The sequence below is a fragment of the Bacillus benzoevorans genome, assembly GCF_014207535.1.
Taxonomy (GTDB): domain Bacteria; phylum Bacillota; class Bacilli; order Bacillales; family Cytobacillaceae; genus Bacillus_BD; species Bacillus_BD benzoevorans.
In genome coordinates this window covers 301,160-314,077 of the sequence record NZ_JACHGK010000002.1, presented here as the reverse complement: position 1 = coordinate 314,077, position 12,918 = coordinate 301,160, and the positions used below count along the sequence as shown (strand labels likewise).

The 12,918-nt window shown below is 40.6% G+C and carries 15 protein-coding genes; 11 read left to right on the top strand and 4 right to left on the bottom strand.

What is annotated here, in order from left to right; translation table 11 throughout:
* The 10 genes from HNR53_RS04845 to HNR53_RS04800 all read left to right on the top strand — a co-directional run bounded on the left by HNR53_RS04845 (nucleotide 1) and on the right by HNR53_RS04800 (nucleotide 9,089).
* Nucleotides 1-1,074: a uroporphyrinogen decarboxylase family protein gene (locus tag HNR53_RS04845; RefSeq protein WP_184523394.1), complete on the top strand. Its 1,074-nt coding sequence runs from the start codon at nucleotides 1-3 to the stop codon at nucleotides 1,072-1,074.
* Nucleotides 1,075-1,100: 26 nt separating this feature from the next.
* Nucleotides 1,101-1,787: a corrinoid protein gene (locus tag HNR53_RS04840; RefSeq protein ID WP_184523393.1), complete on the top strand. Its 687-nt coding sequence runs from the start codon at nucleotides 1,101-1,103 to the stop codon at nucleotides 1,785-1,787.
* A complete protein-coding gene (locus HNR53_RS04835) occupies nucleotides 1,777-2,802 on the top strand; it encodes a uroporphyrinogen decarboxylase family protein (protein WP_221452219.1) in 1,026 nt (341 codons plus the stop codon). The genes HNR53_RS04840 and HNR53_RS04835 overlap by 11 nt, the downstream gene beginning before the upstream one ends.
* 6 nt (nucleotides 2,803-2,808) lie before the next feature.
* Nucleotides 2,809-4,635, top strand: coding sequence for an ASKHA domain-containing protein (locus tag HNR53_RS04830; protein WP_184523717.1), 1,827 nt, complete (start codon nucleotides 2,809-2,811; stop codon nucleotides 4,633-4,635).
* Between the two features lie 320 nt (nucleotides 4,636-4,955).
* A complete protein-coding gene (locus tag HNR53_RS04825) occupies nucleotides 4,956-5,597 on the top strand; it encodes a cupin domain-containing protein (RefSeq protein ID WP_184523389.1) in 642 nt (213 codons plus the stop codon).
* Nucleotides 5,598-5,804: 207 nt separating this feature from the next.
* Nucleotides 5,805-6,110 carry a hypothetical protein gene (locus tag HNR53_RS04820; RefSeq protein ID WP_184523387.1) on the top strand — a complete coding sequence of 102 codons (306 nt, stop codon included), beginning with the start codon at nucleotides 5,805-5,807 and terminating at the stop codon, nucleotides 6,108-6,110.
* A gap of 46 nt (nucleotides 6,111-6,156) precedes the next feature.
* Nucleotides 6,157-6,669 carry a DUF3189 family protein gene (locus tag HNR53_RS04815; protein ID WP_184523385.1) on the top strand — a complete coding sequence of 171 codons (513 nt, stop codon included), beginning with the start codon at nucleotides 6,157-6,159 and terminating at the stop codon, nucleotides 6,667-6,669.
* Nucleotides 6,670-6,759: 90 nt separating this feature from the next.
* Complete coding sequence (locus tag HNR53_RS04810) at nucleotides 6,760-7,041, top strand: hypothetical protein (protein WP_184523383.1); 282 nt, start codon at nucleotides 6,760-6,762, stop codon at nucleotides 7,039-7,041.
* Nucleotides 7,042-7,384: 343 nt separating this feature from the next.
* Nucleotides 7,385-8,653, top strand: a complete 1,269-nt coding sequence (locus tag HNR53_RS04805; protein WP_221452217.1) for an MFS transporter — start codon at nucleotides 7,385-7,387, stop codon at nucleotides 8,651-8,653.
* Nucleotides 8,654-8,780: 127 nt separating this feature from the next.
* The gene (locus tag HNR53_RS04800) at nucleotides 8,781-9,089 is read left to right on the top strand and encodes a metal-sulfur cluster assembly factor (RefSeq protein WP_184523381.1); all 309 of its coding nucleotides are present in this window, start codon (nucleotides 8,781-8,783) and stop codon (nucleotides 9,087-9,089) included.
* 195 nt (nucleotides 9,090-9,284) lie between these two features.
* On the opposite strand, the gene HNR53_RS04795 is transcribed toward HNR53_RS04800, so the two are convergent.
* Nucleotides 9,285-10,463: an MFS transporter gene (locus tag HNR53_RS04795; protein WP_184523379.1), complete on the bottom strand. Its 1,179-nt coding sequence runs from the start codon at nucleotides 10,461-10,463 to the stop codon at nucleotides 9,285-9,287.
* Nucleotides 10,464-10,720: 257 nt separating this feature from the next.
* Nucleotides 10,721-11,491: a class I SAM-dependent methyltransferase gene (locus HNR53_RS04790; protein WP_184523377.1), complete on the bottom strand. Its 771-nt coding sequence runs from the start codon at nucleotides 11,489-11,491 to the stop codon at nucleotides 10,721-10,723.
* A 132-nt stretch (nucleotides 11,492-11,623) separates the two neighbouring features.
* Here HNR53_RS04790 and HNR53_RS04785 point away from each other — a divergent pair, with 132 nt between their 5' ends.
* A complete protein-coding gene (locus HNR53_RS04785; RefSeq protein ID WP_184523375.1) occupies nucleotides 11,624-11,980 on the top strand; it encodes a VOC family protein in 357 nt (118 codons plus the stop codon).
* A 73-nt stretch (nucleotides 11,981-12,053) separates the two neighbouring features.
* Here the strand turns inward: HNR53_RS04785 and HNR53_RS04780 are convergent, their stop codons facing one another.
* Nucleotides 12,054-12,239: a hypothetical protein gene (locus HNR53_RS04780; RefSeq protein ID WP_184523749.1), complete on the bottom strand. Its 186-nt coding sequence runs from the start codon at nucleotides 12,237-12,239 to the stop codon at nucleotides 12,054-12,056.
* A gap of 86 nt (nucleotides 12,240-12,325) precedes the next feature.
* Nucleotides 12,326-12,913: a VanZ family protein gene (locus tag HNR53_RS04775; protein ID WP_184523373.1), complete on the bottom strand. Its 588-nt coding sequence runs from the start codon at nucleotides 12,911-12,913 to the stop codon at nucleotides 12,326-12,328.
* Nucleotides 12,914-12,918: the final 5 nt, after the last annotated feature.

Sequence of the window (12,918 nt, the reverse complement as noted above, 5' to 3'; positions counted from 1 at the left end):
ATGCACAAAGATGATCAAATGACACCTAATGAACGGCTAACGGCATTTATGACTGGAAAACCAATGGACAGGTTATTAGCCATGCCTGTTCTGGTTTCAATGTCCGGTCGTGTCTTAGGAATGACGCATAAGGAAAAACGCAGCACGGCATTAAATGAAGCTCTGGCACAGGTTGGGTGCTACGAGAGATTTGGAAATGACTTGACCATTACAGAATATGGCCTGCATGGGGTCGGTGCAGCTTTGGGCAGCCGGATGGGCGACCCTGAGGATGCAGTACCGGCCATTATGGAATATGCCCTCGAGGATTTAAATGATGTCGATCAGCTTGATATGGCAAAGCTAGAATTAAAGAATGATAAAAAATTCCAGCTCCATTTAGAGGCCACCGAAATCTTGATTGATAAGGTTGGACATGAGGTCCCAACTGGTGTGCTGATTTCCGGTCCATTTACAGCTGCTTCTAGTATCTATAAAACAGAAAATCTATTAAGAGCAACAAGAAAAAATCCGGAGAAGCTCCACCAATTGATTCATTTTTGTAATGAAGGCTTAAAGATGATTTACCGTGAGTTTATTAAAGCGGGTGCTGTTATTCTTTTATGTGACCCAATTGCTTCAGGGACCATTTTAAACAGAAAGCAATATCTAGATTTTGTTTTACCTTATACAATCGATTTAATGAAGGATATCCATGATGCAGGCGGCATGGTCTGCTATCATATTTGCGGCGATACAACAGCGATTGTTGGCGATATGGTAACCTCCGGCTGTGACATGCTAAGCATCGATAACCGGGTTGACTTGGTTCACGCTAAAATTCAAGCAGGACACAAAGTTCCTGTTCTTGGGAACGTTGACCCGGTTGAAACGATGTATTTAGGAACCACTGAAGATGTTGATTTAGCAGTGAAAACATGTATTCAAAAGGGATATGACAGTGCAAATGGTTATATTTTAGCAACAGGCTGTGATTTAAACGGAAATATTCCGTTGGAAAATATTGATCAATTTATGGCTTCAGCACGGAAGTATGGCAAATGGCCATTAGATCCGAAGAACTTTTCATCATAAGCAAAATAATGAATGGAGGAAATGAGATGTCAATTTCAAAAGAAGAATTATTAAAAAAATTATCTGATTGCGTTGTGGAAATGGAAGAAGAGGAAGTAGTTGAAGCGTGTCATGAATATTTGGCACTTGGTTATCCAGCATTTGATGGCATTATGGAAGGTCTTGTTGATGGGATGAACCGTGCAAGTAAGTTATATGAGGAAGAAGAATATTTTGTTACGGATGTATTGTTATGCTCTGATGCGATGTATGAAGGACTAGCGATTTTAAGACCACATCTTCCCGTAACTGATGAGGAGGCCGAACGAAAACCTGTTGGGCTCATTGGTGTAGTTGAAGGTGATACTCATGATATCGGAAAGAATCTAGTAAAAATCATGCTAGAGACGGCTGGATACGAAATGGTTGATTTAGGAAGGGACGTTCCGCTGCGCAGCTTTGTTGAGAAAGCGAAGGAGATGAACGCAGCGTTTGTATGTTTGTCAACGCTAATGACAACAACAATGGGCGGCATGAGCGATGTTGTTCAGCTATTAAAAGAAGAGGGATTGAAAGAGCAGGTGAAGGTTGTCATCGGCGGCGGGCCGATTTCCAAAAAATATGCGGACACAATTGGAGCAGACGGCTACGCATCAAATGCAGTTGAAGCTGTGAAGCTCGTGAATTCGCTCTTAAATACTGTTAATGGGGGAGTTGAAACGGTTGTTGCTTAAGCCAATTGAACGGTTAAAAAAGGCCATGAATAATGAGGTAGTTGACCGCCCTCCATGCATTTGTCCAGGCGGAATGATGAATATGGTGACGGCTGAGTTACTTGAAGAGGTTGGAGTTCCATTCCCTGAGGCCCATATGGACGCGGGGATGATGGCGAGCTTGGCTTCTGCTGTTTATGAAACAGGCTGTTTTGAAAATTATGGCGTTCCTTTTTGTATGACGATTGAGGCTGAGGATATGGGTGCAAAAGTCAATATGGGCTCGAATATTTATGAGCCGCATGTAATTGAATATCCTTTGCAGTCAGTAAAGGATTGGGCGAAGCTTTCTGACGTTAATTTTGAAAGCGGACGAGCAAAGGTCGTGCTTGATGCGATTTCGCTGTTAAAGACAAAAGGGAACGATGTGCCGATAATCGGGAATATAACGGGTCCGATTAGTACGGCAAGCTCGTTAATAGAACCGGTTATCTTTTACAAAGAATTACGTAGAAGTAATAGGGAAGCCCATGAAATGGTTGCGTTTGTGGCGGATCAATTAATCAAATTTGCCAAAAAACAAATCGAGGCAGGCGCTGCAATCATTGCTATTTCTGACCCAAGTGGAACGGGTGAGATATTAGGACCAAAGCTGTTCGAAGAATTTGTGGTGAAGTATATTAATAAAATCCTAACCGCAATCAAAGCTGAGAACCCTGAGGTTGGAACGATTGTCCACATTTGTGGACGAATGACCAATGTCTATCCAGAGGTGAACAAAATTATCAGCGATGTCCTTAGTTTTGATTCAATGGTCAGTATGAGGGATGCAAGAGAGAATTTAAAGGATCGTCAGTTAATGGGAAATGTTAGCACATATACTATTGAATTCGGCGAGCCGGAGAAGGTGGCCAAGTTAACGCAGGCTTGTGTTAGAGGCGGGTCAAACATCATTTCACCGGCATGCGGGCTGGGGATGAAGTCTCCTCTCAAGAATATTCGGGCCATGCTTCAATCCTTATCAGAGGGAGATTAATTAGTGATGGTAAAGATCGCGATTAGGAACAGAAATACTATCATTGATCATCATGGGGCAATTAGCGGCGATTTATTGGAAGTGCTGTCTGGGAACGAGATTTTCGTCGATAATGCCTGCAATGGTAAGGGATCTTGTGGAAAATGCAAGATTCGAGTGGTTGAGGGGCAGCTTCCTGAGATTTCGGAGACTGAGAAAAGTCTGTTGAAAAAGGAAGAAATCGAATCAGGGGTAAGGTTAGCATGCCTTGTAACCCCTAAGGAGGATATTGTCATTGAGGTGCTCCAAAAGGAGCGAAAACATGAAATTCTGACAAAAGGATACATGCCTGATTTTAGTTTTCGCCAAGGGATTCGCAAAACTGTCATTGACATTGAAAAGCCGACGTTAGAAAATCAGGCTTCTTATGAGGATTCACTTTGTTCTGGCCTTGGATTGGCGAGGATTGATTGGAATTTACTGGCTGGCAGTAAAGCTGGTTCTGTTCCAATTTTTGGTGAGGTCACGGGTGTTTTTGCGGGTGATGAGCTAATTGGAATTGAGGCTGGGGATACACGCAATGGTTTATATGGAGTGGCCATCGACATCGGAACAACAACTGTTGTTTGTGCATTGGTGGATTTGAATACGGGTGCTGAACTTGCAACGGCATCGATGATTAATCCGCAGAAAAAGTTCGGGCTCGATGTATTAACGCGAATTACCTATCAAATTGAGAATGGAAAGCTGGGCAGGGAAAAATTGCAGCATGAAATTGTTAAGGGGATAAACACATTGATTGGCGAGTTATGTGCCGAAACGAAAATTTCGCGAGATCATGTGTACGAGCTAACGGTTGCAGCCAATTGTACCATGCTCCATTTTCTGTTAGGCATTGACGCAGCCTCCATCGGGAAATCACCTTATGCCCCCGTTTTTGTACGTGCAAAAACGGTTAAAGCCAAGGATCTTGGGTTAAAAGCCGCACCGGGAGCAAGCGTATACTGTCTGCCTTCCGTTTCATCGTATATTGGTGCTGATATCGTTTCAGGTGTATATGTGTGCGAACTGCATAAACAGAGCGGAAACATCCTTTTTATTGACATCGGAACGAATGGGGAAATCGTATTAGCGAATAATGGAAATCTCTTATCCTGTTCCTGTGCCGCTGGTCCGGCTTTGGAAGGGATGAATATTAGCTCTGGAATGAGGGCAGCAGAGGGAGCCATTGAGGATTTGAAAATAACCGAGGAGAACGGAATTGAATTAAAGGTTATTGGTAATGAAGAACCGATCGGTCTTTGTGGAAGCGGGATTTTAGCAGTCGTAAAGGAATTAATTCGAACAGGTCTGGTAAAAAAAGACGGAGCCTTTATTAAAAAAGAAAAACTAGCAGAATCCGATTATCGCTATGATATGCTCCAGTTGGATGGGAAAAAGCGGGAATTTGTGATTAAAACGGGCGGCGGTACTTCAGATGAGAAGAACCTTTTCATAACCCAAGGGGATGTTCGTCAGGTGCAATTAGCAAAGGGTGCGATTCTATCCGGATTTTATGCCTTATTAAAGCAGGCAGATATTGATATGAATCAACTTGATAAGGTGATGATTGCTGGGCAGTTTGGTGCTCATTTGCCAGCTGATAGTTTAGTAGGCGTCGGTATTTTGCCTGAAGCGGTACGGGATAAACTAGAGTATGTAGGGAATTCCTCAAAAACCGGAGCCTATATGGCCCTCATGTCAGTCGACGTGCGTAAGCAAATGGAAGACCTGGCAAAGGAAATGGATTACCTGGAACTTGGAGCATCTGAAGGCTATGAACGCCTGTTTACTAAATGTTTGATGTTTGTCTAAAAGGTTTGGGTGAAATTTGCCGAGGGATTATCATAACGCTTTTTCAAGGTTCTATCGAAATAATGTTTTCAATTCAGGTCTCTTTCAATATGGAAGAGACCTTCTGACTTTAGTCCATCACGATTTAGACAGTGGATGATAAAACTCCGAAACAGTGGGCGGGTGTCTGCACAAACCTGAATATTGGTCATAGTCTAAATAATGAAAAAAGGATAGGTTATTTCACTACTTATTATTGAGCAAGCTTAAGGGGTTATTAAACACCAATAACGCATAGTGATGGATCATTCAAGTGTAAATCAAGAAGGGGTTGAAAAATAATGAATTATATCCCAAATATGTATCCACAGCAACATCTATATTATGCAAATGCACCGATGTATAACTATGAAAGGCAGCCTGTTTACTGGACTCCTGAAAATGCAGGCCATGTAAACAGTAATGCAGCTTTTCCATCTTTCCGTGGTGATGACCGGATTGCATTAAGGGATTATGGACCAAATCCGTTTACTGTTAATATTAATGAGGCTTCAAAGCAAAACAATAATTACCGTACGGCTTTATGGACGGGTCCTCATTTGCAAGTGACCTTAATGAGCCTCAAGGTCGGCGAAGATATCGGATTGGAAATGCATCCTAACGTTGATCAATTCTTACGTATCGAACAAGGCCAGGGGACTGTGCAAATGGGGAAGAGCCGAGATCGTTTAAATTTTGTCAGAAACGTCGGTGATGATTCTGCCATTATGGTCCCTGCTGGAACATGGCACAATGTAACAAATACAGGCAATATTCCGCTAAAACTCTACTCGATATATGCTCCTCCTAACCATCCATTTGGCACTGTTCATGTAACGAAGGCTGCCGCCATGGCTGCGGAAAGGGATTATGGCTACAACAATGAAAATACAGTTGTTTTTGACAGATCCCCGAATCAATGGAACAGTATGCGGAATTACTAAAATCAACTAGATTGGCGTATGTAAAGGGTTTAGCCGGAGCGGCTAAACTCTATTTAAATAGCCGCCAAATTTTTATAGGGAGAAAAAGTAATAATAATGAAGCTTTGGAGCAAATTAAGTATGAAGTACATAATTTAGTCATAGCTGTAATAAAGTTTTCAACTGCATTATAGTAGCTGTGTCAATAAAAAAGAAGGTGGTGATGATTTGCCCTTTCCGACCATACATACAAACTTTTGGGATGCCGTTATCGCCATTCCAATCATCATCATTTTGACTCAAGTGTTAAAACTAATTTTTAAAACACCAAAAAAATATGTTCCTTTAATCGCATTACTATTAGGACTGTTTATTTCGATTTTTATTAGTCATAAGGGCAGTCTTTGGGCTGGTGTGTTCATGGGTTTTTTCTATGGCTATGCAGCGATTGGCAGTTATGCTTCCTTAAAAACAACCCTATTATCTTATAGACAAGATACAAAATCATCCCGCAGCCGTTTGCAAAGAAAATAAGCAGGAAAAATATTAAACAAATCCCAATACTTAGAAGGATGATACCATGATATTTATTTACAATGATTATGGTGGGACACATACGACTTCCCTGGCAGCAGCATATCATTTAAAAAAATTGCCGACGGGACGACAGCTGAGCAAAGAAGAAATACTAAATGTTGACTATTTTAATAAGTTAACAAGAGCGGATTTTAGTAAGTTTATTTTTCATGGAATTGATGAGGATGGACACCCTGTTTATACAATAGGCCGGGGTCGTAAATCTACGAAATATTATGTCGAATCTTTAAAAAACTTAAGCTTATTATTACAAGAAAGATATCAAGGTCATGAAAAGATTATTTTTTCTAATACTTCACATGCTGTTCCATTTTCGATGACGATGGGAGGGCTTTTTTCAAGAGGATTAAAAATAGATGTCATTGGTGTGCCCCTGCTCGTAATCGGTGCAAAACAATGCTGCCATACCATTCTGGAATTGGTTGAATACACGAAACAGATTGCCAACTCAACGAATGACCGGATCGCCGTATTAGAAAATCAAAACTTTAAATAACCCGGCAGTGGGTTAAAAATTAATGGATTTAACATTTCAGTAAAAAGTTGTTGATAAGAGGTTGAAAATATTTGAAATTAGGTGGATTGCATGTCATGGTTATTGGTGCCTATTATCATTTGGGCAACGGCGCTCATCATTATGGGATTACCGAAAATGTGGGGAAAAAAGATGCAAAAGGTAAAAACAAAACTAAAAGTGGAAGCTGAATCAGCCAAACATACCAATCCGGAAGAGAGCATATATAAAGGGATAGAAGAAGGACTATTAGAAATGGGATCTACGCAAAACTTGTGCTTTGTTAGCTCTATTATTGGTTTACTATTAATGGCTCTAGGCACGGTAGCCCTTTGTGCTGTTTTGTTACTTTGACGATCCTTTTTCATGAAAATTGCTACCCCTATCATCCAGCGATAATAGATGACCGCAGCGTATTTCAAGAGGTTGTAAACAGGAATGCTATTTTTAAAGAACTTGTCTCTACTCTATAATAACGTAACCGAAGCTTAATTAAAGAACTTCGGTTTTTTTTGTAGTTCAAGCACGCCGTTACAATTCCCCTGTAAACACATCCTCCCACAAAGTGAAGCCAAGCTTCACGATCCCTCTAAGCACATTCACACCCAAAAGCTTTTAAGTGGTAAGAGGAAAAACTCAGTAGTATAATAAAAACTCATATAATAAAATAAGCAAAAAAAAGGTAGTGAAACTCTTCTTGTCTAGTTCAATAAATCGTCATTCTTTACTAAAACAAACCTCTTTCGGAAAATTTTGGCTTGCGCGTGTTTTATCCTCTGCGTCTTTTCAAATGTTGTCGGTTGCTATTGGCTGGCAAATGTATGATATCACCCAAGATGCTTTCAGCCTTGGTTTTGTTGGGCTGGCTCAATTTATTCCGATGGTGCTCTTAACCTTATTTGTCGGTCAAGCTGCAGACCGCTTTGATCGGCGCAGGATTGTTTATATTAGTTTAATCATTGAAGGATTGGCGGCTGTGTATTTGCTATGGGCAAATCTTGGCGGCTGGCTTGGACGCGGCGAAATTTTGCTGGCGGCAGCCGTGATCGGCGCATGCCGTGCTTTTGAAGGTCCGACTTCTTCAGCACTCCTGCCGCAGATCGTGTCGAAGCGTATTTTACCACAAGCCATATCGATGAATACGACTGGCATTCAAACGGCATTGATATTAGGTCCGACAGTGGGCGGACTTCTGTTTGCCTTTGGCGCTGTTTCTGTATATATTACAGCTGCCATTGCCCTGCTGGTTTCAGCGTTGCTTACGTATATTATCCGCGTAGAACGGACAAGCCCGGCAATGGCAGAACCCATCACGATGCGTTCTCTTTTTCTTGGGTTGGAATTTGTCTTTAGCCGTCCGGTGATTCTGGGGACGATTTCACTTGATCTTTTCGTTGTCCTGCTTGGGGGTGCAACTGCCCTTATGCCTATTTTTGCTCAGGATATTCTGCAAACTGGTCCTTGGGGCTTGGGATTAATGAGAACAGCACCCGCAATCGGAGCTTTAATTGTCTCGATTTTTCTCGCTTATTTTCCTTTGCAAAAAGCGGTTGGACTGAAGTTATTTGCGGCACTGGCGGTGTTTGGCTTGGCCACGATGGTGTTCGCCTTATCTCCGAACTTGACTGTATCTTTAATAGCTTTAGCCTTTGTCGGAGGCTCTGATTGTATATCTATGGTGATTCGCTCTTCGCTTGTTCAATTGCAAACACCGGATGAATTAAGGGGACGCGTCAATGCGGTCAATTCGTTATTCATCGGGACATCGAGTCAATTAGGTGAATTTGAATCAGGGATGCTTGCTGGTTTCACAGGTGCGAAGGCTGCAGCTGTCATTGGCGGGATTGGAACCCTGGCAGTCGCGGGATTATGGATGTATTTATTTCCTTCGATTAAAAATCTGCAGTCTTTAGATGCTGAAAGCGGCCATCAGGAAAGTGTTAAAGAACATGTATTGCAAAAGTAAGTGTTAAGTTAATCCTTTGTCTACAAGGTTCGAACCATTGAATTGAAAAATTGTGTTAATAAAATTTTTTATTTTTTATCATTTCTGTTAGGATAGAGAGAGCATATTTTGTGAGGAGCTGAATGAAATGGAGCAAGAATTAAAGGATCGCATTATGGAAGCTTTGGAAAATGTCGTTGACCCTGAAATTGGCGTGGATATCGTCAATCTAGGGTTAATATATGATATGAAACTAGATGATGACGGCATCGTTTGGATTGATATGACGTTAACCTCGATGGGCTGTCCAATGGCGGGGATGATCGTCACCCAAGTGCAGGAGGCCGTAAAGGATGTTCCGGAAGTAAATGCGGCAAATGTTAATCTTGTTTGGAGTCCACCTTGGAATAAAGATATGATGTCCCGCTATGCCAAAATCGCGTTAGGAATGAAGTAAGGAATATCAACATCTTAATAGAAGGTCTAAATTTGAAATAGCCGGCAAATGGTTGCCGGCTATTTTTATCGATTAAAGCATAAAGGGAACTGTTTCTTATTTAGTGATTCATTTGCACAACAGCAGCCAAAAAAAACTTTAACGACGGTTCTTCTGTTTATCATCTAGATGAAACAAAAGAACTGCCCCTGTAAATTATGCTGACTGCTGCTGTATGGTAGTTTTTTTCGTCCAAGCAAAAGTAATAAAGAAGCATCCAAGTAAAATAAGTGAGCCAAAAGTGAATGGAATATTCATATGCCAGTCAAAAAGTGTCCCTGCTAATGCCGGGCCAATCATATTGCCTAAACTCATATAGGCATTGTTCATCCCGGCAGCATAGCCCTGCTCATGATCAGCTGTTTTCGAAATTAACGTATTAACGGCTGGGCGGATTAAGGCAGTAGCTGTCGAGAATATGGTGGCACCCAATAGTATGATATAGAAGCCGTGAACATAAAGCATTCCATACAAACTAAACGCGGCAACTAATAAACTTAACAGAATGATTTTCATTTCACCAAACAAGTGGATCAAATGATTAATTGCAAAGGCTTGTATGATTACTCCAACAGCGCTGCCTGCGATCAAGACGACGGCGATATCATTTGGCGTGTAATCCCATTTATACGTTAAAAACATCGTTAGTGTTGATTGAAAGTTTGCAATCCCAAATTGGAAGACAAAGACGACGATCAATAAGACAAAATAGCTCGTTTTGATGGAGCGGGCCATTTGCTGGATAAGATTTTCTTTCTTTGTCTGCACTTGAATCGCGGGTTTGATATTTGGCAGAACAAGGATGGCGATCATCCCGACGATAATGGTTGCGATACCGCCGCAATAGAAGGGAAATCTTAAAGTGACATTTGACAGGATCCCGCCAATTCCTGGTCCAATCATAAACCCGAGTGAAATGGCAGCGCCAAGCCAGCCCATTGCTTTCCCGCGTTCTTCATTTGTTGTCAGGTCCGCCGCGTAGGCCATAACAGGAGGCACGATAAACGCGGTACCGAACCCTGTGATAAAACGCGAAGCAAATAACATCCATACTTCTGTCGACAAACCAAACATAATTTGTGAAAGGCCGTTAACAAAAAGTCCGAAAATAATTAACTTTTTTCTCCCATAACGATCCGATAGAGTACCGGCAAGGGGAGAAAACAAAAATTGTCCAAAAGCAAAAAGCGCAATAATGAAGCCTAACACTTGTCCCGCTGCCCCGAATGTTTTCAAATAGGTCGGCATCACTGGGATAATGAGTCCAAAAGAATTAAACGTGATAAACATAGTAAGCATTAACATAAACAGGACGATATTTTTCGAGACTTTCATAGTTAACCTTCATTTCTATATTTTAATATGTAAACATGCTGGCGAAACAATTTTATTATAAGGTATTCTGGAACAACAATAAAATATTATGATTGATATTTTGGATTTTAGGTGCTTAGAGGGATCGTGGAGCTTGGCTTCACTCTGTGGGGGGGATGATAGTGCCCGTCAGTCAGGAAAATAAGAGGTGACGGTCACTAAAAGGTTAATAGTGCAAAAGGAATAAGCACTTTCCATTTTTGGATGGTGCCTAGCGCTTATTCAATGATCCCGTAATGAAACTGGGAGGTTTTTCTTTTTAATCGCTGAAAGCCTAATGTACGAAATCGTTCACTTTTCCAATGGTCTTTTAATATCACGCGCTTTTTTGCCACACGTTTGGCCTCGGTAATGAGTTCTGGCGTTAACTCTGTCATTAGGGCCTGTCCCCGAATGGATTGAATGCCGTTTGATGTGTCGATGGTCGAATGGAACATTGGGTCAAAATAAACAAAATCAAAGAAGTTCGTGTCTGCCTGTTGGAGAAATGAAAAATGATCAGTGTGTATAGTCTTAATTTTTCTCATTGCTTGATCGAAATGCAGACTGCCGCTTGAACATGCAGCGAGACCTTCCGTCACGATCAAGTATAATAAGGAATTGCCTTCTAAACCAGTAACAGAGCCGCTTTCCCCAACAGCAAGGCTGGCTATGACACTATCTGATGCAAGACCCAATGTGCAGTCTAAGAAAGACATTCCTTCTTTAAGACCTGCAGCTGTTATAAGCGGGTCCTCTTCACCGTTTAACATTCTTTTTGCCCGTACCATCGCCAAATTGGGGTGGAAAAAGATATTTTCTGCTTCATTTAGCGTGGCGATAAATAATTTATTTTTTCCCACGACTACCAGATCATCGTGATACTGATTTTTCATCGTCTCAAGGGAAACGCCATTTCTCTCTTTAAATAGTAAATCATAGGATGCAGCCAGCTGTTTTGCTATGGCAACTAATTGACTTGTCGCACGTCCTGCTGTTGTTACGATCATATTATCTATTCCTGTTCTATTCAATATAATTATTCTTCATTATTATAAAGTTGTTGTTCAAGTTCAAGCAATGGATAATAACTAAAGGATAAAATATAATATAAGAAGATTGAAAAAATGGAGGAATATACCATGTTCAAAAGCAGCAGTGTAACGATAATTGTCGATGATTTAAAAAAGGCAGAATATTTTTATGTAGAGACCCTTGGATTTAAGGTGCAATTTCAAGTAGAAGGTCATTTAGTGCAAATCGAAGCACCAGGAATGTCTATTGGGCTGCTGCATCCTCGTGAAGGGCAAGATTCTCATCATGTTACATCAGGCAGCGTGCAGATTGGATTGGAGGTGCAAGATTTAGATGCCGTTGTTAAGCTGTTAACATCACGTGGTGTTGCATTCCATCCAATTATCGAAGAAGCGACAACCCGAATTGCAAACTTCACTGATCCGGAAGGCAATCCACTGTATTTAATTGAGTTAAAATCGTAACTTGAAATATCATTTTAATAAAAGTTAGAAAGAGCCAGATACTATCCAAAAATTAGATGGTATCTGGCTCTTCTTATAGATTTTCGTTTTGTTGTTTTATTTCATCGCCGGTAATAATGACATTGGCTTCTACAAGCTCTTGATGCTTATTGACAGAATCTCCCGGCACATTTTTTAAATTCGGAAATATTGATCCATTTTCTATTGTCATTTGTTCTCTTTTTGGTGCTGTTGTAAGAAAATCTTCCTTTTTTTCCAAATTGCATCACTCCTTTTCTGAAATTTTTTGCTAAAGTAGAAAAAGTTATGCATATTGGAACAAATGAAATAAAACAAGGGATTATCTTATTTGATAACAAGGACTTTATGCAAAAATGGATGGATGAGATACCCAAGGCACACACCTAGTATGTTTAGCATTAAGTCATCAATGTCAAGGCTTCCTCTTTTGGTTAAAAATTGCAGACATTCAATCATGCCGACAGCACAAAAGGCGAGGATAAGCAAGTGTTTCAGATGCGGTGTCTTAGCCGCATATCTGTAATACAACCCAAAAGGAATAAATAAAGCAATATTTGCTCCTAAATTATAAAAAGCGATTAAGAAATGGACATGGCCGGTCAGATAAAAACGGATCGTATCAAAGGGAATCAGATTGATTCCCCCGTAACTTTGGCCGCCTGGCCTGAAAAATAATAAGACGATCAATCCTCCAGTATATAAAAAGGTCATCATTTGCAGGATGTGTTTTGATAACTGTAATTTTTCCCTTTTTATATAGCAAAAACTAAATAAAATAAGGATCGTAATCAAAAACCATACAACACCGATGACAATGGGATGCAGATAAAGGGTTAATTCAAGCCAAATCGGTAATAAGATGATAAATATCAGTTGTGAAATTAATAGACTAAGCTTAATCGTTTGTTTCATATCTC

Bases quoted from the DNA above. Each gene is read 5' to 3' on its own strand.
- HNR53_RS04800 (WP_184523381.1), top strand. From the start codon at position 8,781: ATGGAGCAAGAATTAAAGGATCGCATTATGGAAGCTTTGGAAAATGTC.
- HNR53_RS04815 (WP_184523385.1), top strand. From the start codon at position 6,157: ATGATATTTATTTACAATGATTATGGTGGGACACATACGACTTCCCTG.
- HNR53_RS04795 (WP_184523379.1), bottom strand. From the start codon at position 10,463: ATGAAAGTCTCGAAAAATATCGTCCTGTTTATGTTAATGCTTACTATG.
- HNR53_RS04825 (WP_184523389.1), top strand. From the start codon at position 4,956: ATGAATTATATCCCAAATATGTATCCACAGCAACATCTATATTATGCA.
- HNR53_RS04845 (WP_184523394.1), top strand. From the start codon at position 1: ATGCACAAAGATGATCAAATGACACCTAATGAACGGCTAACGGCATTT.
- HNR53_RS04830 (WP_184523717.1), top strand. From the start codon at position 2,809: ATGGTAAAGATCGCGATTAGGAACAGAAATACTATCATTGATCATCAT.
- HNR53_RS04810 (WP_184523383.1), top strand. From the start codon at position 6,760: ATGTCATGGTTATTGGTGCCTATTATCATTTGGGCAACGGCGCTCATC.
- HNR53_RS04785 (WP_184523375.1), top strand. From the start codon at position 11,624: ATGTTCAAAAGCAGCAGTGTAACGATAATTGTCGATGATTTAAAAAAG.
- HNR53_RS04775 (WP_184523373.1), bottom strand. From the start codon at position 12,913: ATGAAACAAACGATTAAGCTTAGTCTATTAATTTCACAACTGATATTT.
- HNR53_RS04790 (WP_184523377.1), bottom strand. From the start codon at position 11,491: ATGATCGTAACAACAGCAGGACGTGCGACAAGTCAATTAGTTGCCATA.
- HNR53_RS04840 (WP_184523393.1), top strand. From the start codon at position 1,101: ATGTCAATTTCAAAAGAAGAATTATTAAAAAAATTATCTGATTGCGTT.